General features: G+C 58.4%; 26 protein-coding genes and 1 riboswitch. Of the genes, 9 read left to right on the top strand and 17 right to left on the bottom strand.

Going from position 1 to position 26,440, the window contains the following annotated elements:
• Positions 1–293: 293 nt before the first annotated feature.
• Positions 294–1,895, top strand: coding sequence for an inorganic phosphate transporter (locus AC2LB6_RS14805; RefSeq protein WP_490094084.1), 1,602 nt, complete (start codon positions 294–296; stop codon positions 1,893–1,895).
• Between the two features lie 19 nt (positions 1,896–1,914).
• On the opposite strand, the gene AC2LB6_RS14800 is transcribed toward AC2LB6_RS14805, so the two are convergent.
• The 4 genes from AC2LB6_RS14800 to AC2LB6_RS14785 form a co-directional block, all read right to left on the bottom strand.
• Positions 1,915–3,102 (bottom strand): MFS transporter, encoded by a 1,188-nt coding sequence (locus AC2LB6_RS14800; RefSeq protein WP_490094083.1) that lies wholly within the window; start codon positions 3,100–3,102, stop codon positions 1,915–1,917.
• 70 nt (positions 3,103–3,172) lie between these two features.
• Complete coding sequence (dusC, locus tag AC2LB6_RS14795; RefSeq protein WP_490094082.1) at positions 3,173–4,123, bottom strand: tRNA dihydrouridine(16) synthase DusC; 951 nt, start codon at positions 4,121–4,123, stop codon at positions 3,173–3,175.
• Positions 4,124–4,125: 2 nt separating this feature from the next.
• The gene (gene rhlE / locus AC2LB6_RS14790; RefSeq protein WP_490094081.1) at positions 4,126–5,505 is read right to left on the bottom strand and encodes an ATP-dependent RNA helicase RhlE; all 1,380 of its coding nucleotides are present in this window, start codon (positions 5,503–5,505) and stop codon (positions 4,126–4,128) included.
• A gap of 217 nt (positions 5,506–5,722) precedes the next feature.
• Positions 5,723–6,115 (bottom strand): YbhQ family protein, encoded by a 393-nt coding sequence (locus AC2LB6_RS14785; RefSeq protein WP_090962822.1) that lies wholly within the window; start codon positions 6,113–6,115, stop codon positions 5,723–5,725.
• 179 nt (positions 6,116–6,294) lie between these two features.
• On the opposite strand from AC2LB6_RS14785, the gene AC2LB6_RS14780 reads away from it, so the two are divergent.
• Genes AC2LB6_RS14780 through AC2LB6_RS14770 form a run of 3 tightly spaced genes read left to right on the top strand, consistent with a single transcriptional unit; the run spans position 6,295 to position 9,262 of the window.
• On the top strand, positions 6,295–7,056 hold the full coding sequence (locus tag AC2LB6_RS14780; RefSeq protein ID WP_490094080.1) for an endonuclease/exonuclease/phosphatase family protein: 762 nt from the start codon (positions 6,295–6,297) through the stop codon (positions 7,054–7,056).
• Positions 7,053–8,297, top strand: a complete 1,245-nt coding sequence (gene clsB, locus AC2LB6_RS14775) for a cardiolipin synthase ClsB (RefSeq protein WP_490094079.1) — start codon at positions 7,053–7,055, stop codon at positions 8,295–8,297. Before AC2LB6_RS14780 ends, clsB begins: the two co-directional genes overlap by 4 nt.
• A complete protein-coding gene (locus AC2LB6_RS14770; RefSeq protein WP_490094078.1) occupies positions 8,297–9,262 on the top strand; it encodes a lysylphosphatidylglycerol synthase domain-containing protein in 966 nt (321 codons plus the stop codon). Before clsB ends, AC2LB6_RS14770 begins: the two co-directional genes overlap by 1 nt.
• Positions 9,263–9,313: 51 nt before the next feature.
• Here AC2LB6_RS14770 and AC2LB6_RS14765 read toward each other — a convergent pair whose 3' ends face one another.
• Together AC2LB6_RS14765 and AC2LB6_RS14760 are read right to left on the bottom strand one after the other, a co-directional pair.
• Complete coding sequence (locus tag AC2LB6_RS14765) at positions 9,314–10,021, bottom strand: Bax inhibitor-1/YccA family protein (protein ID WP_136198809.1); 708 nt, start codon at positions 10,019–10,021, stop codon at positions 9,314–9,316.
• Between the two features lie 104 nt (positions 10,022–10,125).
• Positions 10,126–11,220, bottom strand: a complete 1,095-nt coding sequence (locus AC2LB6_RS14760) for a DUF1615 domain-containing protein (RefSeq protein ID WP_490094077.1) — start codon at positions 11,218–11,220, stop codon at positions 10,126–10,128.
• Positions 11,221–11,326: 106 nt separating this feature from the next.
• On the opposite strand from AC2LB6_RS14760, the gene AC2LB6_RS14755 reads away from it, so the two are divergent.
• Entirely contained in the window at positions 11,327–12,112 is a 786-nt protein-coding gene (locus AC2LB6_RS14755) for an OBAP family protein (RefSeq protein WP_490094076.1), read from the top strand.
• Positions 12,113–12,210: 98 nt separating this feature from the next.
• Here AC2LB6_RS14755 and moaE read toward each other — a convergent pair whose 3' ends face one another.
• The 5 genes from moaE to moaA all read right to left on the bottom strand — a co-directional run bounded on the left by moaE (position 12,211) and on the right by moaA (position 14,907).
• Positions 12,211–12,663: a molybdopterin synthase catalytic subunit MoaE gene (moaE, locus tag AC2LB6_RS14750; protein WP_098051161.1), complete on the bottom strand. Its 453-nt coding sequence runs from the start codon at positions 12,661–12,663 to the stop codon at positions 12,211–12,213.
• Position 12,664: 1 nt separating this feature from the next.
• Positions 12,665–12,910 (bottom strand): molybdopterin synthase sulfur carrier subunit, encoded by a 246-nt coding sequence (moaD, locus tag AC2LB6_RS14745; RefSeq protein WP_490094075.1) that lies wholly within the window; start codon positions 12,908–12,910, stop codon positions 12,665–12,667.
• Positions 12,903–13,388 carry a cyclic pyranopterin monophosphate synthase MoaC gene (gene moaC / locus AC2LB6_RS14740; RefSeq protein WP_490094074.1) on the bottom strand — a complete coding sequence of 162 codons (486 nt, stop codon included), beginning with the start codon at positions 13,386–13,388 and terminating at the stop codon, positions 12,903–12,905. Before moaC ends, moaD begins: the two co-directional genes overlap by 8 nt.
• A 2-nt stretch (positions 13,389–13,390) precedes the next feature.
• The gene (moaB, locus tag AC2LB6_RS14735; protein ID WP_490094073.1) at positions 13,391–13,906 is read right to left on the bottom strand and encodes a molybdenum cofactor biosynthesis protein B; all 516 of its coding nucleotides are present in this window, start codon (positions 13,904–13,906) and stop codon (positions 13,391–13,393) included.
• Positions 13,907–13,920: 14 nt separating this feature from the next.
• A complete protein-coding gene (moaA, locus tag AC2LB6_RS14730; protein ID WP_003851849.1) occupies positions 13,921–14,907 on the bottom strand; it encodes a GTP 3',8-cyclase MoaA in 987 nt (328 codons plus the stop codon).
• Positions 14,897–15,030: riboswitch (molybdenum cofactor riboswitch) on the bottom strand. It overlaps the preceding gene by 11 nt.
• 204 nt (positions 15,031–15,234) lie before the next feature.
• Here moaA and AC2LB6_RS14725 point away from each other — a divergent pair.
• Positions 15,235–16,158: a gluconeogenesis factor YvcK family protein gene (locus tag AC2LB6_RS14725; protein ID WP_490094072.1), complete on the top strand. Its 924-nt coding sequence runs from the start codon at positions 15,235–15,237 to the stop codon at positions 16,156–16,158.
• Here the strand turns inward: AC2LB6_RS14725 and uvrB are convergent.
• Positions 16,142–18,163 carry an excinuclease ABC subunit UvrB gene (gene uvrB / locus AC2LB6_RS14720; RefSeq protein ID WP_419137213.1) on the bottom strand — a complete coding sequence of 674 codons (2,022 nt, stop codon included), beginning with the start codon at positions 18,161–18,163 and terminating at the stop codon, positions 16,142–16,144. The two genes, AC2LB6_RS14725 and uvrB, sit on opposite strands and share 17 nt — an antisense overlap.
• 892 nt (positions 18,164–19,055) lie before the next feature.
• Between uvrB and AC2LB6_RS14715 the strand changes: the two genes are divergently transcribed.
• Positions 19,056–19,778 carry an ABC transporter ATP-binding protein gene (locus tag AC2LB6_RS14715; RefSeq protein WP_490094071.1) on the top strand — a complete coding sequence of 241 codons (723 nt, stop codon included), beginning with the start codon at positions 19,056–19,058 and terminating at the stop codon, positions 19,776–19,778.
• Positions 19,779–19,781: 3 nt separating this feature from the next.
• Here the strand turns inward: AC2LB6_RS14715 and bioD are convergent, their stop codons facing one another.
• From bioD to bioB, 4 genes are read right to left on the bottom strand one after another with little or no spacing between them, the layout of a single operon-like run.
• On the bottom strand, positions 19,782–20,453 hold the full coding sequence (bioD, locus tag AC2LB6_RS14710; RefSeq protein ID WP_490094070.1) for a dethiobiotin synthase: 672 nt from the start codon (positions 20,451–20,453) through the stop codon (positions 19,782–19,784).
• Complete coding sequence (gene bioC / locus AC2LB6_RS14705; protein ID WP_490094069.1) at positions 20,450–21,205, bottom strand: malonyl-ACP O-methyltransferase BioC; 756 nt, start codon at positions 21,203–21,205, stop codon at positions 20,450–20,452. The genes bioD and bioC overlap by 4 nt, the downstream gene beginning before the upstream one ends.
• Positions 21,189–22,340 (bottom strand): 8-amino-7-oxononanoate synthase, encoded by a 1,152-nt coding sequence (bioF, locus tag AC2LB6_RS14700; protein ID WP_490094068.1) that lies wholly within the window; start codon positions 22,338–22,340, stop codon positions 21,189–21,191. Before bioF ends, bioC begins: the two co-directional genes overlap by 17 nt.
• Positions 22,340–23,371: a biotin synthase BioB gene (bioB, locus tag AC2LB6_RS14695; protein WP_490094067.1), complete on the bottom strand. Its 1,032-nt coding sequence runs from the start codon at positions 23,369–23,371 to the stop codon at positions 22,340–22,342. The genes bioF and bioB overlap by 1 nt, the downstream gene beginning before the upstream one ends.
• An 86-nt stretch (positions 23,372–23,457) precedes the next feature.
• Between bioB and bioA the strand changes: the two genes are divergently transcribed.
• Both bioA and AC2LB6_RS14685 read left to right on the top strand, forming a co-directional pair.
• Positions 23,458–24,762 carry an adenosylmethionine--8-amino-7-oxononanoate transaminase gene (bioA, locus tag AC2LB6_RS14690; protein ID WP_490094066.1) on the top strand — a complete coding sequence of 435 codons (1,305 nt, stop codon included), beginning with the start codon at positions 23,458–23,460 and terminating at the stop codon, positions 24,760–24,762.
• 75 nt (positions 24,763–24,837) lie between these two features.
• On the top strand, positions 24,838–25,314 hold the full coding sequence (locus AC2LB6_RS14685) for a kinase inhibitor (RefSeq protein ID WP_490094065.1): 477 nt from the start codon (positions 24,838–24,840) through the stop codon (positions 25,312–25,314).
• A gap of 45 nt (positions 25,315–25,359) precedes the next feature.
• Here AC2LB6_RS14685 and pgl read toward each other — a convergent pair whose 3' ends face one another.
• On the bottom strand, positions 25,360–26,361 hold the full coding sequence (gene pgl, locus AC2LB6_RS14680; RefSeq protein WP_490094064.1) for a 6-phosphogluconolactonase: 1,002 nt from the start codon (positions 26,359–26,361) through the stop codon (positions 25,360–25,362).
• Positions 26,362–26,440: the final 79 nt, after the last annotated feature.

Genomic DNA, 26,440 nt, shown 5'->3' with positions numbered 1-26,440 from the left:
GCAAGCAGTGATGCCGCACAGCCACAGCAGCCGGCTACTGAACCAGCTGCTCCGGCCGCTCCGGTAACGCCAGCAGCCCCTGCAGCAGCGACGAACACCAGCTCGTAACTGTCGCCCTGCTCATGAAGCCAGCGCCTGTCGCTGGCTTTTTATTGCCTGGATTAAGGCAAATTAGCGAACATTCCCTCCATCCTTCCCCGCGTGACCATCATTAATCTGTCATATAAAGCGCGTATCACACTGCGTTAACCCGATGCAAATCAGCATCCGGCATCAGCCACGTGAGGTATACCATGAGCGAAAACAGTCTCTCCTCCTCATCAGCCCAGGGACGCCCCGATTTCAACGGCAAAGGCAGTCGCTTCAGTAAGCCGCTGTTTTTCATTCTCCTGGTCGCCGGTCTGGCCTTCGCCGGACTTAACCTGGTCAATGATGTTGAACAGACCAACACCCCGGTCACCAGCTATCTGCCATTCTTTCTGCTGGGACTGGCGCTGCTGATCGCGCTCGGCTTTGAGTTCGTCAATGGTTTCCACGATACCGCTAACGCCGTCGCTACTGTGATCTACACCCATTCGCTGACGCCTGGCGTGGCAGTAGTCTGGTCCGGTTTCTGTAACTTTATGGGCGTGCTGCTCTCCAGCGGCGTAGTGGCGTTTGGCATTATCTCGCTGCTGCCGGTTGAGCTGATCCTGCAGGCCAGCAGCGGTAATGGCTTCGCGATGGTCTATGCGTTGCTCTTCTCCGCTATCATCTGGAATCTCGGCACCTGGTATTTCGGCCTGCCGTCGTCATCGTCGCATACCTTGATTGGTTCAATTATCGGCGTCGGTGTTGCCAACGCGATGCTGCATGGGCGCAGCGGACTGAGCGGCGTAGACTGGGATCAGGCGCTGAAGGTGGGCTATGCCCTGCTGCTGTCGCCGGTGGTAGGTTTTGTCTGCGCCGGGCTGCTGCTGTGGGTGATGAAGATCTTTATCCGCAATCGCCAGCTTTATCAGGCTCCCAGGAGTGACCAGCCGCCACCGGTCTGGATCCGTGGCATGCTGATCCTGACCTGCACCGGCGTCTCATTTGCTCACGGCTCCAACGATGGGCAGAAAGGGATGGGGCTGATTATGCTGATCCTGGTCGGCACCATGCCGATCGCCTACGCCCTGAACCGATCGCTGCCCGCCGACCAGATCCCACGCGTTGCCGCGCTGACGGAAGTGACCGCGCATCAACTGCTGCAGCTGCAACCTGCTTCGGCGAACCCTCCGGCTGCCCGCGACGTGCTGACCGGCTTTGTTGGCAACCATAAAATGAATGCCGATGTCTTACCGGCGCTGGCGACTATGCTCAACGAGGTGGGCGATGAGATTCGCCGTTACGGCTCGATGGATAACATCCCCGCCCAGGCGGTGACCAACACCCGCAACCAGATGTATCTGGCCTCGGAGTCGATCAAGCATCTGCAGACCGCGAAGGTCACACTGCCGCAGGAGACCGAACGCAATCTGAAAGCAGTGAAAACGGAACTCGACAGCGCCACGCGCTTTATTCCGATGTGGGTGAAAGTGGTGGTGGCGATTGCGCTGGGGCTTGGCACCATGGTCGGCTGGCGCAGGATTGTGGTGACGGTGGGAGAACGGATCGGGAAAACCCATCTGAGCTATGCGCAGGGTGCCAGCGCCGAGCTGGTGGCGATGATGACCATTGGTGCGGCCGATGGCTTTGGCCTGCCGGTATCGACCACCCATGTGCTGTCGTCCGGTGTGGCGGGCACGATGGCGGCCAACCGATCTGGCCTGCAGTTTTCGACCCTGCGTAATCTGGCCGTCGCCTGGATATTAACGCTGCCGGTCTCTATTCTGCTCTCCGCCCTGCTCTACTGGCTGTTCACCCACTTCTGATAAGCGGGCTCACCGCCTCTCAGGAGGTGAGCCGCTGCTGCCCATAGAGTCGCAGCGTGATCAGCAGCGCGCCCAGCACCATCATCGCGGCAGCCAGATAGACTGACTGCATCCCCCAGTGTCCGATAAACAGCCCCGCCACCGGGCCGGTTAAGCCCAGCCCCAGATCGAGAAAGGCGGAATAGGTGCCCAGCGCCGAGCCCTGATCCTGGCGCTCAACCCGCTTAACCGCCTCAACACCCAGCGCCGGAAAGACCAGCGAAAAGCCGCTGCCGGTCAGGAACGCGCCCACGCCCACCAGCCACGCGCTGTCGGCCTGCCAGATAATCAGCAGTCCCAGACACTCCAGCAGGAAAGAGAACAGCGACACGCGCAATCCGCCAAAGCGGGTAATAAAGCGACCAAATCCCAGCCGCACCAGAACAAATCCGAGGCTGAAGAGTGTCAGCGCATAGGCCGCGCCCTGCCAGTCACGGCTGGCAAAATAGAGGGTGATAAAGGTCGCAATAACGCCAAAGCCGATAGTGCCGAAGCCCAGCGCCAGGCCATAAAGCCAGACGCGGGAGAAGACGCGGTGAAACGGAATGCGCTCGCCCACGCTGACAGTGACTGCCGGTTTGCGGCGGGCCATCAGATAGCCCGCCACGCCCATCAGCGCAATCAGTCCGGCAAATCCGCTCATGCCCAATTCACTGTTGAGCAGCACGCCCAGCGGCGCACCGACGGCCATCGCCAGATAGGTGGCGACACCGTTCCAGGAGATCACCCGCGCGGTCTGCAACGGCCCGACGATATTCATGCCCCACAGCGTGGATCCGGTACTGCTGAAGCTCTCACCCACCCCGAGAAACAGCCGCCCGATAGCCAGCAGCGCCAGACTCAGCCACGGCCAGCTGCTCATCATTGCGGCCACGATGGTCAGCACCCCGCTCATGCCGCAGCAGAGCAGTCCCAGCATCACTACCCGTTTCGGCCCCAGACGATCGGCCAGACGACCCGACTGCGGACGGCTGAGCAGCGTCGCAAAATATTGAATGCTGATGATCAGCCCGGCAATAAAGGAGCTGAAGCCAAGATGATTCTTGACGAAACCCGGCAGTACGGCCAGCGGCAGACCGACGGAGAGATAGCAGAAGAAGGTGAAGATGATAACCGAGAGGATTCGTTTGTTGAGCTGGCTGTTGCTCAATACAGCGGTGTCAGACATAGCAGGCTAGTGGTATGGGAAATTTTGCCCACTATACCGTCAGGTCGCTAAGGGGTCGCCTGATTTTTTATCACAAACCATGAACAATCGCGTGACGATCAATCGCCTGCGCGATGTCACCCGAGTTTTTTAACGCGCGGATTTCACTGAACAAGCCATCGGCTTCGCCATACGCTTTGCGCAGATAACCGAGCCACTGTTTGATACGCGCCACGTGATAGAGGCCGGTATCGCCCTGCTTTTCCAGCCGGCTATATTTCTGCAGTAACCGCACCACATCGGGCCACGCCATTGGCGGCTCGTTATATTTCACGACCCGGCTCAGGTTGGGGACGTTCAGTGCGCCACGGCCAATCATTACCGCATCGCAGCCGGTGACCGCCATACAGTTTTGCGCGCTCTGCCAGTCCCAGATTTCGCCGTTGGCAATCACCGGAATGCGCAGCCGCTGACGAATCTCGCCAATCGCCTGCCAGTTAATCGCCTCTGCACGGTAGCCCTCTTCTTTGGTTCGCCCGTGCACCGTCAGTTCGCTGGCACCGGCCTGCTGAACCGCATCGGCAATCTCCAGACTGCGGGCGCTGGAGTCCCAGCCGAGCCGCACTTTCACCGTCACCGGCAAATCCGCAGGTACGGCTTCACGCATCGCTTTCGCACCGCGATAAATCAGATCGGGATCTTTAAGAAGAGTTGCGCCGCCTCCGCTGCCGTTGACCAGTTTAGAGGGACAACCACAGTTGAGATCAACACCCCAGGAGCCCAGTTCCACCGCGCGTGCGGCGTTCTCAGCTAACCATTCGGGATGCTGCCCCAGCAGTTGCATACGCACCCGCGTGCCCGAAGGCGTGCGGCTGGCGTGATGCAGTTCGGGGCAGAGACGGTAGAAGGATTTTACCGGCAGCAGTTGATCGACCACACGCAAAAACTCAGTGATGCAAAGATCGTAGTCATTCACTTCCGATAACAGCTGGCGCACCAGTGAATCCAGCACGCCCTCCATCGGAGCCAGTAAAACCCTCATACTCAGACGTTTCCGGTGCGCTTCGCTGCTGCCGGACGACGCGGACGGGCTGCGGGCTTATCACCCTGAGGTGCGGCCTGGCTCTGACGACGCGCCTGAGGACGCTTTTCGCCGGATGAAGATGAGCGTGATGCGCCTGCACCCTGTCCGCCCTGGCTGCGACCACGGCCGCCGCCGCCACCACCTGCACCGCCGCGAGACTGCTGCTGACGACCGTTGATGATCGGCTCCGCTTTGATGCTCGGATCGGGTTCATAACCCTCAACGGCCAGACGCGGAATTTCACGCTTCAGCAGACGTTCGATATCGCGCAGCAGTTTATGCTCATCGACGCAAACCAGCGACAGTGCGACACCGGTCGCAGCTGCACGGCCAGTACGGCCAATACGGTGAACGTAATCTTCGGCGACGTTAGGCAGCTCGTAGTTTACGACGTGTGGCAGCTCTTCGATATCCAGGCCACGAGCCGCGATATCGGTCGCAACCAGCACGCGAATACCGCCTGATTTGAAGTCGGCCAGTGCGCGGGTACGTGCCCCCTGGCTTTTGTTGCCGTGGATCGCGGCGGCGGAGATGCCATCTTTGCCCAGCTGCTCGGCAAGGTGGTTCGCGCCGTGTTTAGTACGGGTGAACACCAGCACCTGCTGCCAGTTGCCTTCGCCAATCAGCTGCGACAACAATTCACGCTTGCGCTTCTTATCAACGAAAGCCACCTGCTGCGCGACCTGCTCGGAGGCGGTGTTGCGGCGAGCCACTTCAATCATTTCCGGGTTGGTCAGCAGTTTCTCAGCCAGACCTTTGATCTCATCAGAGAAGGTGGCAGAGAACAGCAGGTTCTGACGTTTAGCCGGCAGACGCGCCAGTACGCGACGGATGTCATGGATAAAGCCCATATCCAGCATACGGTCCGCTTCATCCAGCACCAGAATTTCGACCTGTGACAGGTCAACGGCATTCTGTTGCGCCAGATCCAGCAGGCGGCCAGGTGTTGCGACCAGGATATCAACGCCGCCACGCAGCTTGACCATCTGTGGATTGATGCTGACGCCGCCAAATACCACCATCGAACGCAGCGAGAGGTATTTGCTGTAGTCGCTGACGTTTTCGCCGACCTGCGCCGCGAGTTCACGGGTTGGGGTCAGGATCAGAGCGCGCACCGGGCGACGACCGCGAATTGGCGTAGCAGTGGCAGAGAGTTTCTGTAGCAGCGGTAAAGTAAAGCCGGCCGTTTTGCCGGTACCGGTCTGGGCACTCGCCAGCAGATCGCGGCCAGCCAGCACAACAGGAATCGCCTGGCGCTGGATAGGTGTGGGTTCGCTGTAGCCTTGTTCGGCAACAGCGCGCAAAATATCGGCACTCAGGCCGAGAGAGTCAAAAGACATTAAGTGTTTTACTCCGGTCCGCTCTGGCCGTGAATCACGGTGTAGTTTTCAGAGGGATAGTGACGCCAGTTGGGGCTGACGCGTGAAAAGGGCACAAACTACGATGCGTAAGCGGGCGAGTGTATCAGCTTTAAAGGAAGTGTGCGAGATAGCTCACATTTCGTGACACAACTTAACCGCCTGAAAACAGGAAGGCCACCTTCCGGTGGCCTTCAACTTAACTACGTTTGTTTTCGATTCGCCGCGGTGGCTCTTTTGCCAGCAGCGAGACCAGCGCCGGACCCAGCAACATCACTACGCCGAGACACGCCAGCAGCAGGTTATTGTGGTAAATCCGCGACACCAGGAACAGTGTCATCATGGCGGCGCCAAAGTAGTAAGTGGTGGTCGCTTCTTCAAGATAATCGCCGAGAGTGCGTAAACGGGGAATGCGCTGTGTTACCAGCATGGCAACAAAAACCAGTGCATACATCGCCACCAGCGTGCTGCAGACATCAACCAGAGCTTTGTGCTTCCAGCCCCAGATCAGCGCAGCGATCACCAGCAGATGCATAGCAATATGCATTAACGTCTGACCCGTGATGATTTGAATACGATTAGACCATTTCATTCAGTTCTCCTGGCAGACCCAACAGGTCGCCCAAGTGCTACCGGCACAAGCCGGAAACGATTTCCTCAATGTAAAACAATTTTCGGATAACGCCCTAATTATTGCCCTCTTTCACCACCCATTTGTGACAAAGACTACACTTTGCTTCTATTGATGATGAAAAGGAGTGCGTCGCGAGTATGCCACAAAACAAGCAAGGATTTTCAATAAAAGTCCTGACGATCAATACACACAAGGGTTTCGCCCCTTTTAATCGCCGCTTCATCCTGCCCGAATTACGCGACGCCGTTCGCGCAACGGAGGCGGATGTGGTCTTTCTGCAGGAGGTAATGGGCACGCATGCCATCCACTCCCTTAACCATGAGGAGTGGCCCGAGTCGCCTCATTATGAGTTTCTGGCCGACACCATATGGAACGATTTCGCCTATGGGCGCAATGCGGTCTATCCGGAGGGACATCACGGCAATGCGGTGCTGTCACGCTTCCCGATCACTGAGTATGAGAACCGGGATATCTCGGTGGCGGGCAGTGAAAATCGCGGCATGCTGCATTGTCAGATCGCCCTGCCTGAGCCGCACGGCACGCTGCATGTCATCTGTGTGCATCTGGGGCTGAAAGAGGCGCATCGTCACGCGCAGATGAAGAAAATCTGTGAAATGGTCAACTCGCTGCCGCCCGACGCGCCGGTGGTGGTGGCGGGCGACTTTAACGACTGGCAGGGACGCGCCAACGCCATCTTAAAACAGGGCGCAGGCCTGAAAGAGGTATTCAGCATGAAGACCGGACGCCCGGCACGCACTTTCCCGGCGCGCTTTCCAATGCTGCGACTCGATCGCATCTATGTGCGCAATGCCACCGTGAGTCATCCGTGGGCGCTGCCGCGTAAACCCTGGTCCCATCTTTCCGACCATGCCCCGCTGGCTGTGGAGATACACCTATGAATTTTAGCTGGCAGGAAGGCAACCGGCTGCTGTTGCTGGAAAATGGTGAAGCGTTCTTCCCGCGCGTCTTTGGCGCGATCCAGCGGGCAGAACGCACAGTATTAATCGAAACCTTTATTCTGTTTGAGGATGATGTTGGTAACGCCCTGCACCGCGAGCTACTGGCAGCCGCGCAGCGCGGCGTGCGGGTTGAAATCATGGTCGATGGCTACGGCTCGGCTGAGCTTTCCGACAAGTTTGTGAACAGCCTGACCAGCGCGGGCGTGCGCTTCATCTATTATGATCCGCGTCCGCTGGTGATGGGGATGCGCACTAACGTGTTCCGCCGTCTGCACCGCAAAACCGTGGTGGTGGATGATGTGGTCGCCTTTGTGGGCGGCATCAACTTCTCGGCTGAGCACAACACTGATTACGGCCCGGAGGCGAAGCAGGATTACGCGGTGCAGGTCAAAGGCCCGGTCGTGGCAGATATCGCCCTCTATCTGCAACAGGCGATTGGCAGCGAACAGCATACCCGTCGCTGGTGGGGATCGCGTTCTCATCGTCCGGCGGTGAATGCTAAACCCGGCGATGCCCAGGTGCTCTATGTCTATCGCGATAACGACGAGCATCGCGATGACATCGAAGTGCATTACCTGGAGATGCTGCGCGAGGCGAAGCGGGATGTGATCATTGCCAACGCCTACTTCTTCCCTGGCTACCGGCTGCTGCGTGAGATGCGTAATGCCGCGCAGCGTGGTGTCCGGGTGCGGCTGATCGTGCAGGGCGAGCCGGATATGCCGATTGTGAAAGTCGGCGCTGAGCTGCTTTATAACTATCTGGTCGATGGCGGCGTTGAGGTCTACGAATATATCCGTCGTCCGCTGCACGGCAAGATCGCCGTTAAAGACGATCACTGGGCTACCGTCGGCTCCAGCAACCTCGATCCGCTGAGCCTGTCGCTTAACCTGGAAGCCAACCTGATCATTCACGATCACCCTTTCAACCAGACGCTGCGCGACAATCTCGAAGCACTGCTGGCCAATGATTGCCAGCGCGTGCAGGAAGATCGCTTACCGCCGCGCAACTGGTGGCAACTGAGTAAAAGCGTGGTGGTATTCCACTTCCTGCGCCATTTCCCGGCTATCGCGGGCTGGCTTCCGGCGCACACGCCGCTGCTGGCCCAGGTGGATGCGCCAGTACAACCTGAAATGGAGACGCAGGATCGCGTTGAAACTGAAAACGAGGGAGCAAAATCCTGATGGCAAAAAAACATCCACGCTGGCAACTGGCAAAAAAAGTCCTCACCGTGCTGTTCTTCATCGCGGTGGTGGTTCTGCTGGTGGTTTATGCCCGCAAAGTGAACTGGGAAGATGTTTATGAGGTCATCGTTAACTACAACCGCTTCGTGGTGCTGACCGCCGCCGGACTGGTGGTGCTGAGTTACCTGGTCTATGGCTGCTATGACCTGATCGGCCGCGCCTACTGCGGCCATAAGCTGGCGAAGCGGCAGGTGATGCTGGTGTCATTTATCTGTTACGCCTTTAACCTGACGCTGAGCACCTGGGTAGGCGGTGTAGCAATGCGCTACCGGCTCTACTCACGTTTAGGTCTGGACAGTGGCACCATCACCCGCATCTTCTCCCTGAGCATCGCGACCAACTGGCTTGGCTATATTCTGCTGGCGGGTGTGGTGTTCAGTGCGGGCATGGTCTCAATCCCCAGCGGCTGGTTTATTGGTGAGACCACGCTGCGGCTGATCGGCGTGGTTCTGCTGGTGCTGGTCGCGATTTACCTCTGGGCCTGCGCCTTCTCAAAGCAGCGTCGCTGGACGATAAAAGGCCAGACGCTGCAACTGCCCTCGCTGCGCATGGCGCTGCTGCAGTTTGGGGTCTCCTGTGCCAACTGGATGGTGATGGGTGCGATTATCTGGCTGCTGCTGGGACGCGACGTTGGTTATCCGATGGTGCTGGGCGTGCTGCTGATCAGCAGTATCGCTGGGGTGATCATTCATATTCCGGCGGGCATTGGCGTACTGGAAGCGGTCTTCCTGGCGCTGCTCAGCGGTCAGCACGTCTCGCATGGCACTATTATCGCGGCGCTGCTGGCTTATCGCGTGCTCTACTTTATCCTGCCGCTGCTATTAGCGCTGGTGCTCTATCTGGGGCTGGAGAGCCGGGCGAAGCATCTGCGTCAGAAGAACGAGCAGAAGTTGCAGAAGTCGTAAATAAAAAAGGGGAGGCACAGACAATGCGCCTCCCCGCTATTTCCCTAAGATTTAACGGCGGTTGCCGAAAATCCGCAGCAGCATCAGGAACAGATTGATAAAGTCGAGATAGAGCGTCAGTGCGCCCATAATCGAGTAGCGACGCAGGTTTTCCGTGTCGCGGGCATCAATCTGCTCACCAATATTTTTCAGCTTCTGCGTGTCATAGGCCGTTAATCCCACAAACACCACCACCCCGATGTAGGTGATCGCCCACATCAGCGCCGGGCTTTTCAGCCAGAAGTTCACCAGCGACGCCAGCAGGATACCAATCAACGCCATAAACAGCAGACTGCCAAAACGACTCAGATCGCGTTTAGTGGTGTAGCCATAGAAGCTCATCGCACCGAACATCCCCGCCGTGATAAAGAAGGTACTGGCGATAGAGGAGTTGGTGTAAACCAGGAAGATACTCGCCATAGTCAGGCCGGTCAGCGCCGAATAGAGCATAAACAGCCCGGTTGCCACGGCCCCGCTCAGGCGATGCACCATGCCTGACAGGAAGAACACCAGCCCCAGCTGTACGATAATCAGCCCGAAGAAAGTGATGCGGTTGGCAAACACCATCTCCATCACCGCTGGCGTGCGCGCAGCGTACCAGGAGACAAACGCGGTCAGTAACAGACCGCAAGTCATCCAGCCATAGACCTGCGCCATATAGGCTTGTAAACCGCGAGATGCGGGTTGAACGATGGAATCATTGCGTGGATATCGGTCCATGATGCACCTCTTATTTGACGGATGAACAGATGCGCTCCCGACAGGGAGCCATGCCAGAGGCTAAGTGTGGCACAGGTCAGCTCAACTGCGCCACAACATGCCGCTTAACGCCGCGACAGACACTGCTGATATCGGCTGTCGACGCGCTGCGCAAACCACGCCGTGGTGAGATTTCGGGTAATTTTCGGGCTTTCCAGCTTGATACCCGGCAGCATTTCACGCGGAAGCTTTCGACCGGCCATTTTATCCGCCAGGGTAAAAACCTGTTTCCAGAGTTCGCTGTCGCTGAACGACGCTTTCTCCCCTTTCTCCAGATCGCGACGAATGTCGCTGTTGCTCATGTCGATTTGCTTCGACAGCGTGCGCACCGCCAGTTCGGTGCCGCCTGCTGCATCCGATCCATAAAGAATCAGATCGCCATCCAGTGCCAGCTTCATGCCAGTGGCGCGCGACACCGCCGCCTGGAAGGCCGCATTGCGGCTGGCGTACCAGCCCGCATTGTAATCGGCAAAGCGGTAGAGCGGCTGGCTGTAGTCAGCCGGATAGCCAAGCAGGTGCATGGTGCCGAAGTAGATCCCGCCGTGACGGGTAAAGACTTCGCGCCGGATGGTGCCATCAATCGGCCACGGGTAGCCTTTGGCGTGTGCTTCGGCAAACGCAATGCTGACCTGCATCGGCCCGCCGGTATGAATCGGGTTGAGATTGCCGAACAGCGTCTGGCCCATCGGCACCATGTCGATCAGGTCATCAAAGATGGCGCTGAGATCTTTTTCACTGCGCACCTTGTCCAGACGGGCCGCATAACTTTCCCCGGTAGGGGATTTGATCTGCAGCGCGGTGCGCACCAGGAAGGCCGGAACATGCACCTGCGCCGCACGGCGGTTGATCTCACCCCAGGCGATTTTCGGCAGGCCCGGCACGGCGGCCTCGGCGCTGAAATTGCTCTCCTGATCCGCCACGGCGATCACCGCGCAGAGGTTACTGGCGCTGGGATCGATCTGCTGGGTGCGGAAGGTGGTGTAGATGTCGTCGCTCCACGCCGCTTTATTGCTGACGTGCGACGGCAGTAGCCGCTGGATCTGCGCTTTGACATCTTCAGGCTGCCTCACCGGCGCCTCAGGGGTTTTCTTGCTGCTACAACCTGCCAGTACCAGCGCGGCGACCAGAGTCAGACGTTGCAGAATCGGGGTGGATGACATGCCTGTCCTCAGAATGAACCAAAACCCTACTCTACCATTGCCAGAGTTTCACAGGCAGGAGAGAACTGAACTAAGGTTACCTTTTTTAACGTTAAAGGAACTTACGATGTTTAAACTCTGGCCTGTTGCGGCGTTCAGCCTGATGTTAACCGGTTGCGGCGCCAATAATACGCCTGCCCAGGTGCAGTCACCGGGCGCGCCCACCTCATCCTCACTTAAGGTGCTGGAGACGGGCGCCAGCGTGATGCAGTCACGTCCGCCTATCGATGCCATCAACACCTATCTCGATGGCTTCCATTTTTATAACGGCGATAAGAACGGTCAGATGGAGGCGCACCACTATGTCACCGTGCTGAACGACGATGTGATGCAGGCGGTGATTTACGACGGCAACACGCGCGACGCGCGACTGATGGGCGTGGAGTACATAATCAGCGAACGGCTGTTTAAGACCCTGCCACCCGAAGAGAAAAAACTGTGGCACAGCCACCAGTATGAGGTGAAATCGGGCACGCTGATTGCGCCTGGCTTACCGGCCGCCGCCGACCATGCCCTGATGACGCGCATCGCGAACACTTACGGGAAAACCTGGCACACCTGGCACACCGACCGCGATAAAACGCTGCCGATTGGCATTCCGGCGCTGATGATGGGCTTTACAGCGGATGGTCAGATGGATTCACGATTGCTGGCAGACCGCGATCGCCGTTTTGACGTCGACAGCAAAAAGATTCGTGCCGAACGGGCAGATATCGTGGCGCATCCGGCGGCACCAGGTGCTAATGCCTGGCAGCAGGGCCAGGTGATTCAGCTGAAGCGCACCCGCGGCGGCGGTGAGCACAGCCACGGCCAGACCGGCTTTGGCCCGGCGGAGCAGCTGAAGCAGCCTTAAGTATCGTGATGAGCGCGTTTGCAGGCAATCGCGTGTAGACATTCAGAGGAGATTCAGCGGGCGGAAACTCTCCGGCCCGCTGAGTTGAAAACGCCGTCTTAGTCCCAGCGCTGAGCAGCCTGGTGGTCGCTGTCGCGGGCATCCACCCAGCGATCGCCCTGCTCTGTCGCTTCGCGCTTCCAGAACGGCGCGCGGGTTTTCAGGTAATCCATGATGAATTCGGCGGCAGAAAAGGCGCTGCCACGATGGGCGCTGGTGACGCCCACCAGCACGATCTCATCGCCGGGAAACAGCTCACCGACGCGGTGAATCACCGTGACGCGCTGCAGCGGCCAGCGTTCACGCGCCGCATCAACAATCTCCTGCAGCGCTTTTTCGGTCATGCCGGGATAGTGCTCCAGCGTCAACGCCGCCACGTTATCACCCAGATTGTGGTTGCGGACTTTGCCGGTAAAGGTCACCACCGCACCATCTTCATCACAGGCCGCCAGCCAGCGATACGCTTCCGCCATATCAAAGGGCGCCGGGCCGACGCGAATCTGCGTTTCCATCTTAGCCTCCGGTCACGGGCGGGAAAAAGGCCACTTCATCACCGGCGTGCAGCGGGTGAGTCATCGGCACCAGCGTCTGATTTACTGCCGCCAGCAGTTTGCCTGACTCCAGCGCCAGCGCCCAGCGGGCATCGCGTTCTGCCAGCGCACTGCGCAGCGCGGCCACATCCGGATAATCAGCACCGACCTCAAGCGATGCGGTGCCGGTCAGCTCACGCACCTGGGCGAAAAACAGCACCTTAATCATGCGTGACCGCCTGGAAATCGCCGCTTTTGCCACCGCTCTTGCTGATTAAACGTAACTGATCGATGACGATATCTTTCTGCACCGCTTTGCACATGTCGTAGATGGTCAGCGCGGCAACCGAGGCGGCGGTCAGCGCTTCCATCTCGACGCCGGTCTTGCCGGTCAGGCGACAGAGTGTGGTGATGCGAACCCGGTTATGGTCCGGTTCCGCTTCCAGGTTCACTTCCACTTTGCTCAGCATCAGCGGATGACAGAGCGGAATCAGCTCCCAGGTGCGTTTCGCTGCCTGAATGCCGGCGATACGCGCCGTGGCGAAGACATCCCCTTTGTGGTGGCTGCCTTCCATAATCATCTGCAGCGTTTCAGGCTGCATCAGCACCAGCGCTTCTGCCCGCGCTTCGCGCACGGTTTCCGCCTTGGCAGAAACATCTACCATGTGCGCTTCGCCCGCGGCGTTAATGTGAGTGAGTTGAGACATACTTACCGTTTCTTCAGATGTGAGACAAAATTACAGGGCGCGGTGCGCGCATCAAGCTGGTCAGCGATAATACGCTCCCAGGCGGTGCGGCAGGCGCTGGTGGAACCCGGCACGGCCAGAATCAGCGTCCCGTTAGCCAGACCGGCAACGGCGCGTGACTGCAATGTTGAACCGCCAATCTCTTCATAGGAGATCATCCGGAACAGTTCGCCAAAGCCATCAATCTCGCGATCGAAAAGCGGCAGCAGCGCTTCCGGCGTGCTGTTTTTCAGGTTAAAGCCGGTGCCGCCATTAATGATCGCCACCTGTACATCTTCACTGGCGATCCAGCGCGACACGGTGGCGCGAATGCGATAGAGATTATCCGGCACGATGGCGTGATCGACCACTTCATGACCCGCTTCCGCTGCCGCCTCGCGCAGGAAGTCGCCGGAGGTATCGTTGCTGGCATCGCGACGATCTGAGACCGTCATCACCGCAATCTGCAATGCCTGAAATTCGCTGGCTGGTTTACCCATACTTCCTCCTGAAATTAGCCGCCAATGTAAGAGAGATTCTGTGTAATGCCGGTGTTGCCCTGATGCAGGAAGTGCGTCTGCTTTTTCTGCCCCAGGCTGCTGGCAATGCGCGCCTGCAGTTCGGCCTGTTGTTCATCGGACGCCAGCAGGTCGCGCAGCGGCACACCGCCGTCACCAAACAGGCACAGGTGCAGATTGCCGTGCGCCGAGACGCGCAGACGGTTGCAGCTGGCACAGAAATCTTTGGCATAAGGCATGATCAGGCCGATCTCGCCGACATAGTCGGGATGATAAAAGACCTGCGCCGGACCGTCGCTACGTCCGCTTTCGCGGCGCTGCCAGCCCTGGGCGATAAGCTGATCGCGGATCACCATGCCGGAAACGTGCTGATCGCGGAACAGTGTGCCGCCGTCGCCGGTCTCCATCAGTTCGATAAAGCGCAGTTGAATCGGTCTGGTGCGGATCCAGTCGAGGAAAGTGGCCAGATTACGGCTGTTGAGATCGCGCATCAGCACGCTGTTGACTTTGACCTGGCGAAAACCAGCATCCAGAGCCGCATCGATACCGCTCATCACCTGATGGAATTTATCCTGACCGGTGATCGCGTGAAACTGCCGGGCATCCAGGCTGTCAACGCTGACGTTGAGTGCTGTTAATCCCGCATCGCGCCACTGTTTCACGTCGCGCGCCAGCCGGTAGCCGTTGGTGGTGACTGCAATCTGGCGGATAGAGGCGTTTTCACGCACCGCCGCAATGATGTCGGTGAAATCACGGCGCAGCGACGGCTCACCGCCGGTCAGCCGCACTTTTTCGGTTCCGGCAGCGGCGAAGGCCCGCGTGACGCGGCGGATTTCATCCAGTGAGAGAAAGCTTTTGTTACGAATGCCCTGGGGCTTGTAGCCGTCGGGCAAACAGTAGGTACAACGGAAATTGCAGACATCCGTGACCGACAGGCGCAGGTAATAGAACTTACGCGCGTATGCATCAGTAAATTGTGACACCAGAACACCTTTCCAGATTGGGAGATGCAGTCATTTCTTCCTGCACCCTGGCAGCTCAATGGCTACGGCCTGAACCCCCTATCCGAAGACTTAGGCATTCAGGCTTGAGTGTACGCTGACCCGTTGATCAGCGCGGTAAGCATGATGGTAGCGTGTATTTCGCCACTCTTCCATTTGCTCTTTTCGCTATATATTCTTATACATATCGAACTTTCACCGCATTTTCGCGACAGGATACGTTAAAATGCGATCCAGATTTTGACGTAAGTCATCCGCGCGGGCTTAGCGTTTAGAGCCACGCCACGCGAACGGTTATTAAGGAGAAGTATGAATCGCACACTGGCCGATCTTGATCGCGTTGTGGCACTGGGAGGCGGACACGGTTTAGGCCGCGTTATGTCTGCCCTTTCCCCGCTGGGCTCGCGTCTCACCGGTATTGTCACCACTACCGACAACGGCGGATCAACCGGCCGTATACGCCGCTCAGAAGGCGGCATCGCCTGGGGCGACATGCGTAACTGCCTTAACCAGCTGATTGCAGAACCCAGCGTCGCCTCAGCGATGTTCGAGTACCGTTTTGCCGGTAACGGCGAACTGGCCGGACACAACCTCGGTAATCTGATGCTGCGGGCGCTGGACCATCTCAGCGTCCGTCCGCTGGAAGCGATCAACATCATCCGTAACCTGCTAAAAGTAGATGCCTTTTTAATTCCGATGTCAGAACAGCCGGTGGATCTGGTGGCGATGGATGCCGAAGGTAATATGGTTTACGGCGAAACCGCAATTGACGAGATGAAAGAGCCCCCGCAGGAGCTGATGCTGCATCCCAACGTGCAGCCCACGCGGGAAGCGCTGCAGGCGATTGGCGAAGCGGATCTGATCCTGATTGGGCCGGGCAGTTTTTACACCAGCCTGATGCCGATTCTGCTGATGGAAGAGATGGCGCAGGCACTGCGTCGCACGCCAGCCACTATGGTGTTTATCGGCAATCTGGGCCGCGAGCTGAGTCCCGCCGCCGCCCGTCTCTCGGTGGCTGACAAGCTTCAGATGATGGAGCGTTACATCGGCAAGCGGGTGATTGATGCCGTGGTGGTCGGCCCGTCAGTGGCAACAGAAGGAATTGAAAATCGTCTGATTATCCGTGAACCGCTGGAGGCCGCCGACATCAAATATCGTCACGACCGCCAGCTGTTACGGGTGGCGCTGGAACACGCCATTCAGGGCTTTGATGGCGCTACGAGGCCGCAATAAACAGCGTACGCAGCTCATGCAGCTGATCGCGCACATTGGCCGCCTGTTCGAACTCCAGGTTCTGCGCGTGCTGCTGCATCTGCCCTTCCAGCTCGTGGATTTTCTTCTGCAACGCCTGCGGCGTTAACAGCTGGAAATCGGCCAGCGCCTGAGCTTCGCCAGGACGTGCCGGTTTCGCTTTGCCGCGGGTTTTCACCACGTTTTTGCCCAGTTCCAGAATATCGGTGATCTTCTTATTCAGGCCCTGCGGCACAATGCCGTTCTGTTCGTTGTGCAGTTGCTGTTTCTCGCGGCGACGCTCGGTCTCTTCAATGGCGCGCGCCATCGACGGCGTGATTTTATCGCCATAGAGAATCGCCTTACCATTGATGTTACGCGCCGCACGACCGATGGTCTGAATCAGCGATCGTTCAGAACGCAGGAAGCCCTCTTTGTCCGCATCCAGAATCGCCACCAGCGACACTTCCGGCATATCCAGCCCCTCACGCAGGAGGTTGATGCCCACCAGCACATCAAACTCACCCAGACGTAAGTCGCGGATAATCTCCATACGCTCTACGGTGTCAATGTCGGAGTGCAGATAACGCACCTTCTCGCCGTGTTCAGAGAGATACTCGGTGAGATCTTCCGCCATGCGTTTGGTCAACACCGTCACCAGCACACGCTCATTGATCTCAACGCGCTTACGGATTTCCGACAGCAGATCGTCTACCTGAGTACCGACCGGACGCACTTCGATAATCGGATCAAGCAGGCCGGTAGGACGCACCACCTGATCGACCACTTCGTCGCCCGATTTCTCCAGCTCATATTTGCCCGGCGTCGCCGAAACATAGATGGTCTGTGGTGCCAGCGCCTCGAACTCTTCAAACTTCATCGGACGGTTGTCCAGCGCCGACGGCAGGCGGAAGCCATACTCCACCAGCGTCTCTTTACGTGCCCGGTCGCCTTTATACATGCCGCCAATCTGCGGAATGGTGACGTGCGATTCATCCACCACCAGCAGGCCATCAGCGGGCAGATAATCAAACAGCGTCGGCGGCGCTTCGCCCGGTCCGCGTGCGGAGAGGTAGCGCGAGTAGTTCTCGATGCCGGAGCAGTAGCCCAGCTCACTCATCATCTCCAGGTCAAACTGGGTACGCTGAGTAATTCGCTGCTCTTCCAGCAGCTTATTGTTCTCCAGCAGCACCCGGCGACGGTCCGCCAGCTCTACTTTAATATCTTCCATCGCCTGCAGAATGCGCTCACGCGGCGTCACGTAGTGCGTCTTGGGGTAGATGGTAAAGCGCGGCACCACCGAATCGATCTGGCCGGTCAGCGGGTCAAACAGCGACAGACGTTCAACCTCCTGGTCAAACAGCTCGACGCGCAGCGCAATATCGTCTGACTCCGCCGGGAAGATATCGATCACTTCGCCACGCACGCGGAAAGTGCCACGCTGGAACGCCTGGTCGTTGCGGGCGTACTGCAGCTCTGACAGGCGGCGCAGAATACTGCGCTGATCGATAATCATGCCGCGGGTCAGGTGCAGCATCATTTTCAAATAGAGATCGGGATCGCCCAGGCCATAGATCGCTGAAACCGACGCCACCACGATAACGTCGCGTCGCTCCAGCAACGCCTTGGTGGCCGACAGACGCATCTGTTCGATGTGTTCGTTCACCGACGCATCCTTTTCGATAAAGGTGTCGGAGCTCGGCACGTAGGCTTCAGGCTGATAGTAGTCGTAGTAAGAGACGAAAAACTCGACGGCGTTATCCGGGAAAAACTCTTTCATCTCGCCATAGAGCTGGGCGGCCAGCGTCTTGTTCGGAGCCAGCACCATCGTCGGGCGGTTGAGGTCGGCAATGACGTTGGCGACGGTAAAGGTTTTACCGGAGCCGGTTACGCCTAATAAGGTCTGATGGGCCAGTCCATCCTCCAGCCCCTCTTCCAGGCGACGAATCGCCTCAGGCTGGTCGCCCGATGGTTTAAAGGCGGAATTCAGTTTAAAAGCTTTGGTCATGAATGCAGTTCCTGCTGGAGAAGTCGGCGGGCAGGCACTTATTTTACTCTGCTGTGGTGATTTTGCCAGAAAATAATACTGGATATAAAAACAGTATTAATGCACTCTTATCGCCAGCATGGTGATACGTTCCACACCGGCGATGTGACCGCGATAGCGCAAAGACCGTTGCGCAATGTTATCCCCAGACCGGGATCTGATTTAACATTTGTCAATAGAGCGTCACAAAATTACAGTTCGGTTACCTGACAGATAAATCGCAGGCTTGTTTTTTGATAAGCAACTGATTTTATTGATTTAAGCCTGTAAGGCCAGATTCTCGTCATTATGTTACCAGGCCGCGTATTTCCTCGCTTCCAACTGGTTTTCATTACCTAATGCACAAGGTTATCCACAGGAATGGTGGATAAGTGATGGCAGCCCCGCCGCCATCAGCTGTGTATAATTTTTCCCTGCCTCTCCCTCACCATGAAAATAATTTTTTTTGCGTTATATTTCGCAGCGGCGGCTGACGGATTATTCTGCATTTTTAATCTGTCGCCTGGCTCAGTATGCAAATTCTGCGGCTCAGACTACGATTCTTATTCAGACATCCTGCCTCTTCACAGCACGTCTGCACCAGAAACAGCGCCCTGAGGCACTGCAAAAGTGCAGCGGCGTGACCACCGCAGGGAATTGATAAGTTTTTCTCACCTTTCATCCCTGAAACCACGCATTCCGGCAGGAATCAGGACCGTTTTTAGATCTGGCCTGGGAATTGCAGGACTTACTGGCGTCACCGCGCTTTACGCGCACTGTGCTGCAATGGCGAGGCTGCCATTGCTGATGACTTGTTTGCCAGACGACAGAGAGCGGATGCAATCAGGCTAATGATCGGGAAGGAGAGTGTCAGATGCTGAGTCTACGTTCGGTAAATCAATTTTATGGTCAAAACCATATTCTGTGGGATGTGGACCTGGATCTGTCGCCTGGTACCTGCACCGGCGTTCTGGGCCGTCCTGGCATGGGTAAAACCACGCTGGTAAACTGCATCATGGGCAGACTGCCGATTAACAGCGGCTCGATCTCCTGGAAAGAGGATGGCTCGCCGCCGGAAGATCTGCTGCTGCAACCGGCGGAACAGCGGGCGCAGATGGGAATTGGCTATGTGCCGCAGGGCCGCCATATTTTCACCCAGATGAGCGTGGAAGATAACCTGCTGATTGCGCTGCTGGCGGGTGCCAGCCAGCGCGATCGCCATCGCGCCATTCCCGAAATGGTGTTCGATCTGTTCCCGGCGCTCTACTCACTGCGCCAGCAGCGCAGCGGCGCTCTGCCGATCGATCAGCAGCAACAGCTGGCCCTGGCGCGCGCGCTGGTGCTGCAGCCCAAACTGCTGATTCTGGATGAACCGACCGATGGGATGTCGCCGTGGCTGGAAGAGGAGATGGGCAACCTGATCCGCCGTCTTAACCTCGACTACGGCCTGACCATCCTGCTGCTGGAGCAGCGCCTGTCGCTGATCCGTCGCGTGGCGGACTATTTCCTGCTGCTGCATCGCGGTCGCAATGTGGCGCAGGGCAGCATGGAGCAGCTGGATGACCACACCGTCGATAAATGGCTGACAGTGGCCTGAATCTTACTGGGGGAGAGTCAGGTATTGCCCACAGAACGCCTGCTGCGCCGCATCGGTGAGGTACGGAATCGTGCCCAGACAGGGCGCAGGCAGTCGGTTTTTCAGACTGGTGAGATACGCCTGATAGCGTTTGCCCGGCGGTTCGACGGTGTTGGCGATCCAGCCCACCAGCGGCAGGCCGCATGCCCGCACCGCATCGGCGGTGAGCATCGCGTGGTTGATGCAGCCGAGCTTTATCCCCACCACCAGAATCACGGGCAGCTTTTCGCTGACCACCCAGTCCGCATAGGTGTGTGTCTCTGACAGCGGGGTGTACCAGCCGCCCGCGCCCTCGACCAGAATCCAGTCCGCCAGCGGTTCCAGCGCCGCCAGGCCCGCCGAAAGTGCCAGATGCGTAATCGGCCTGCCCTCTTCAGCGCTGACAATGTGCGGCGAGGTCGGTTCCATAAACGCCAGCGGATTCACCTGCTGATAGGTTAGCGGCACGCTGCTGAAACGCTGCAACGCCAGCGCATCGCTGTTGCGAACCCCCTCTGGCGTCCTCTCACAGCCTGAAGCAACCGGCTTGTAGCCCGCACAGCGATAGCCCGCCGCGGCGGCTGCCTGCAACAGTGCGCCGCTGGCGACAGTTTTACCGACTTCGGTGTCGGTGCCGGTAATAAAAAACCGTTTCATGAAAGAGTGACTCCATAAATTAAATGGTAACTCAGGCGATAGCCGTGCCGATCGCGCGGCCAGTGCGCCTCTAACTGGTTAAGCCGTTGCCGGGTTAAACTCTGCCCGTCGCGGCCCTGATGCAGATGGGTCGCACCAATCCCCTTCAGGGATCGCATAGCGCTGAGCGCATCGGGAAAATGCAGGGTTACCCTCTCTGAGCTGCAGCGCAGTTGCTCTGCGTGGCAGGCCGCTGCAATCTGCGATTCGCTGAGAAAGCGATTGGCGTGAGGCAACGCATCCAGATGGGACCAGGCCTCATGAACTTCCTGCAGCGAACCGTCGCCCAGCGTGGAAAACAGCAGCGTGCCATCGGGCCGCAGCACTCGCCGGAACTGGCGCAGCGCGCCGGGTAGATCCTCACTCCACTGCACCGCCAGGTTGCTCCACACCAGGTCGATGGTGTTATCCGCCAGCGGTAGCGCGTCGATGTCGCCCGCCAGATAGTGCTGCGCCGTGTCGTTATCCCGCGCCTGTTGCAGCATCTGCGGAGAGAGATCGAGTGCCGTCACCTGTTTGCCGCGTTCACGCCACAGCCTGCTGTACCAGCCGGTGCCGCAACCTGCATCCAGCAGCTGCAGCCCGCTGTGAGCCGGTGCGCGTGCCAGTAGCGCATCGCCGCTACGCCGTTGCAGTGCAGCATGGGCATCGTAATAGCTGGCCGCCCGGCCAAAGGCGCGTGCAACCGCCTGTTTATCAACCCGCAGCGTCATGCAGCGCCTCCAGTAACACGTCAATGTCCTCAGAGCGATGTGCCGCCGTCAGGGTAATACGTAGCCGCGCCGTTCCCGGCGGTACGGTCGGTGGCCGGATCGCGCTGACCCAGCAGCCCGACTCAGCCAGCCGGGTTGAGAGCGCCATCGCATCACTATTTTCGCCCACCAACAGCGGCTGAATCGCACTGGTGGAGTTCATCAGCTGCCACGGCAGCGAGGCCGCGCCGCACCGGAAATGCTGAATGTTGTGCTGCAGCTGCTGGCGCAGCGCATCGCCCTGCTGGATCACCTGTAGCGCCGCCTGCAGCGCGACAGCCTGCGCAGCGGGCATGGCGGTTGAGTAGATCAGATGCCGGCTGAACTGCAGAAAATAGTCGGCGGTGTCTGCATCGCACAACAGCGCGGCACCGCTGACGCCAAAGGCTTTGCCAAAGGTGACTACCAACAGTTCCGGTTTAACGCCCTGCTGCCAGCTGCTGCCGCGCCCCTGCTCACCCACTACACCGATGCCATGCGCATCATCCACCAGTAGCCAGCCGTGCGCCTGCTGCGTCTGGTGCGCCAGCGCAGCCAGCGGCGCGCTGTCGCCATCCATGCTGAAAATACCTTCAGTTACGACCAGTGTCTCTCCCTCGCAGGGTGAAGCGAGCCTGAGCGCCAGGTTCTCCGGGTCGTTGTGACTGAAACGGCGCAGCTGCGCCGGGCTGTGGCTGGCGGCGTCGAGCAGTGAGGCATGGCTAAGTTTGTCGGCCAGGATGCGATCGTTTTTCTCGCCCAGCAAATGAATCACCGCCTGATTAGCCGCAAAGCCGGAAATAAAGAGCAGCGCACGGTCGTAGCCGAGCCAGTCGGCCAGCTGCGCTTCAAGATCGGCGTGCTGATGGTGATAACCGGTGACATGCCCTGAAGCGCCCGCCCCCGCCCCCGCCAGCGCCGCGCCCTGTTGCCAGCCCGCAATCACCGCCGGATGCCGGGTTAAGCCGAGATAATCATTGCTGGAGAAGTGGAGATAGCTGCGGCCGCCGCTCTGCAGCGTACGGGTGGATTGCTGATCGATGACCCGACGCTGCCGCCAGCCATCGACCGCACGGCGCTGCGCCAGCCCCTGCTGAAGTCGTTGCTGCCAGCTCATTACAGCGCCGCGTTGTAGAACTGTTCAGTGTCGGCATGGAACAGCTGCTCGCTGAGTTGTTCTTCCTGCTGCTGATCGCCGTGTTGGGTGTGGGTATGCTCCGGGTTCAGCCCCAGTTTGCGGAACAGCACGCGGTCTTTATCCTCTTCCGGATTCGGCGTGGTCAGCAGTTTGCAGCCGTAGAAAATCGAGTTCGCCCCGGCCATAAAGCACATGGCCTGGGTCTGCTCACTCATCTGCTCGCGACCCGCTGAAAGACGCACATGCGAGGTCGGCATCATGATGCGCGCCACAGCAATGGTGCGGATAAAATCGAACGGTTCGACGTCATCGTTATCCGCCAGCGGCGTACCTTTGACCTTCACCAGCATGTTGATCGGCACGCTCTCCGGCGGCGTCGGCAGGTTGGCTAACTGTACCAGCAGACCGGCGCGATCGTTCACCGTTTCGCCCAGGCCAACGATGCCGCCCGAACAGACCTTTATCCCGGCGTGACGCACTTTGCCCAGCGTATCCAGACGTTCCTGATAGCTGCGGGTGGTGATGATGGAGCCGTAGAATTCCGGTGAGGTGTCGAGGTTATGGTTGTAATAATCAAGGCCTGCGCCCGCCAGTCTCTGCGCCTGTTGATCGCTGAGGGTGCCCAGCGTCATGCAGGTTTCCATTCCCATCGCCTTCACGCCTTCGACCATCTTTTCCAGGTATGGCATATCGCGCTCGTGCGGGTTTTTCCAGGCGGCGCCCATGCAGAAACGGGTTGAACCGGCGGCTTTGGCCTGACGCGCTGAGATCAGCACCTCCTCCACTTCCATCAGACGCTCCGACTCCAGGCCGGTCTTGTAGCGCGCGCTCTGCGGGCAATATTTGCAATCTTCCGGACAGGCACCGGTTTTAATCGACAGCAGGGTACTGACCTGCACCTGGCGCGGGTCGAAGTGCTGACGATGCACCTGCTGCGCCTGAAACATCAGTTCGAGAAAAGGTTGATCAAACAGCGCTTGCGCCTGTGCAATTGTCCAGCGTTGAGCCATTACTTACTCCAGAAAAGGGTGTCATCCCGACGAAAAGCAGGGGTATACTTGTAAACTATATTTTTTTATTTTGGTTTACAACTCCGATGACTACCCCTGTTTTTTCCTCAGATGATGCCCGTTTTGACCGCCAGCATATCTGGCATCCCTATACCTCGATGCAGGATCCGCTGCCCTGTTACCCGGTGGTTGCCGCGCAGGGTTTTCAGCTGCAGATGGCCGATGGTCGTGAGCTGGTGGACGGGATGTCATCGTGGTGGGCGGCAATCCACGGCTATAACCATCCGCGCCTGAACCGGGCGATGACGGAGCAGGTGACGCAGATGTCGCACGTAATGTTTGGCGGGATTACCCATCCAGCGGCGGTGGCGCTCTGCCGTCAGCTGGTGGCGATGACGCCCGAGGCGCTGGAATGCGTCTTCCTGGCCGATTCCGGCTCGGTGGCGGTGGAAGTGTCGATGAAAATGGCGCTGCAGTACTGGCTGGGACGTGGTGAAACTCGCCAGCAGTTCCTGACACTGAAGCGCGGCTATCACGGCGATACCTTTGCGGCAATGTCGGTGTGCGATCCCGATAACTCGATGCACAGCTTGTGGCGCGGCTATCTGCCCGAGCATCATTTTGCAGCGGCTCCGGCCTGCGGCTTTGATGATGAATGGGACGAGCGCGATTTCGATGATTTCGCCCGGCTGATCGAAAAACATCACCGTCAGCTGGCGGCGGTGATTCTGGAGCCGATTGTGCAGGGTGCGGGCGGGATGCGCTTCTATCATCCGCGCTATCTGCAACAGGTGCGGGAAGCCTGCGACCGCTATGGCGTGCTGCTGATTGCGGATGAGATCGCCACCGGCTTTGGCCGTACCGGCAGACTCTTTGCCTGTGAACACGCGGGTATTATCCCGGATATACTCTGCGTCGGCAAAGCGCTGACGGGCGGCATGATGACGCTGGCGGCAACCCTGACCACCCGCGACGTCGCCGATACCATCAGCCGCAGCGCGGCGGGCTGTTTCATGCATGGCCCGACCTTCATGGGCAATCCACTGGCCTGCGCGGTCGCGGCAGAAAGCCTGACCATGCTGACGGAAGGTCACTGGCAGCATCAGGTGGCCGCAATCGAACAACAGCTGCGGGCTGAGTTGCTGCCGCTGCGCAGTTCCCCACAGGTGGCCGATGTGCGCGTGCTGGGGGCGATTGGCGTGGTCGAAACTCATCAGGCAGTCAACATGGCGGCGCTGCAGCAGTTCTTTGTTGAACAGGGTGTCTGGATCCGGCCTTTTGGCCGGCTGATCTACCTGATGCCGCCTTACATCATCACGTCACAGGCGCTGAGTCAGCTGGTGCAGGCAATTGACGCCGCGCTGGAACATTCGCAACATTTTGCCGCCTGAAGCGGGCTGATCGCTGGCACTGGTGGCGCTTTTCGTTATGATGAAAGGCTATTCATCGACAATTGAGGAGATGTGATGCGCGTTTTTAGTCAGGATTTTAATGACGGCGAGAAGATGCCTGAAAAGCATGTTTTCAACGGCATGGGTTATCAGGGCGAGAATATCTCTCCCCATCTTGCTTGGGAAGCGGCGCCTGATGGGACCAAAAGTTTCGTGGTGACCTGCTACGATCCTGATGCTCCGACCGGTTCCGGCTGGTGGCACTGGGTGGTAGCGAATATTCCGGCCAGCACCACGTCACTGCCGCAGGGTGCCGGATCCGGCAAAGCGTCACTGCCAGCCGGCGCAATCCAGACTCGTACCGATTTCGGTCAGGCGGGCTATGGTGGCGCGGCACCGCCTCAGGGCGAAACCCATCGCTACATTTTCACCGTGCAGGCGCTGGATGTGGAGACGATTGAGGTGGATGAAGGCGCCAGTGGCGCAATGGTCGGCTTTAATGTGCATTTCCATGCACTGGCGAGCGCCTCGCTGACCGTGAATTATCAGTAATGCAGTACGCCTCTCCCGCTCAGGAGAGGCGTTTTTCATGGTGCCTTACGCCTGCAACGGGTGAATCACCACCCACATTGGGCCCTGACCAACCGCATAACGTCCCAGTGGCTGTAACAGCCCTTTTGGTTCGCTAATCGCATAGACTTCGATGTGATGCGATTTCTGTCCCGCCGCCACCAGATAGCGCCCGCTGTGATCGATATTGAATCCGCGCGGCTGCGTTTCCGTCGGCTGGAACCCTTCCAGGGTCAGCTCGTCACCCAGTTCGCTCACGCTGAAGACCGCCAGGGTGCTGCTGGTGCGATCGCAGGCGTAGAGGAAACGGCCATCCGGCGTCAGGTGAATATCCGCTGCCCAGCGCGTACCGCTGAAGTCCGGCGGCATCATATCCAGCGTCTGCACGCTTTCTGCTTCGCCTTCACCCGTGTTTAATGCCCAGACCTCAACCGTGCTGTCGAGTTCATTCACGCAGTAAGCATACTGGCCGCCCGGATGGAACTGCATATGACGCGGGCCTGCGCCTTCTACCGTCGTGACCTGCGCCTGTTTACGCGGCGTCAGCTGACCATCGGCACCCAGCTTAAACAGACAGATACGGTCCTGCTTCAGTGCCGGCACATAAAGGGTCTTATTGTCAGTGTCGATATTAGCCGAATGACAGCCATCCAGACCGTTGATCACCTGCAGCGGAGCCTGCGGAATGCCATCATCGCCAATCGGGCTGACGCTGACGCAGGCATCATTGTAGGAGCCGCAGAACAGGAACCGGCCCTCACGATCGGTTGAAATGTGGGTCGGACTGCCGGGCAGCGGTGCCTGACCGGCTTCGGCCAGCGTGCCATCGGCGGCAATCTTAAACGCCAGCACGCGAAAATTGGGACGCACACCGACATAAAGAAAATCGCGTTTCGGACTCACCACCATCGGCTGAACCTGGCCGGCGACATCGATCACCTGAAGCAACGTCAGCGCACCCTCATCATTCATCTGCCAGACGTGAATCTGCTGGCTCTCGGGACTGGCGGTGTAGACAACCTGTTTCATGCATTCTCCTTTTTTTGCTGCCTTGTCATGATCTGTGAATCACTGTAGCGCGTTTTATTGCCCTACGCTGGAATCATTT

This window comes from Pantoea sp. RCC30.1, assembly GCF_058148845.1.
The sequence above is the reverse complement of the archived record's forward strand: the minus strand, read 5'-3'. Positions and strand labels throughout refer to the sequence as shown.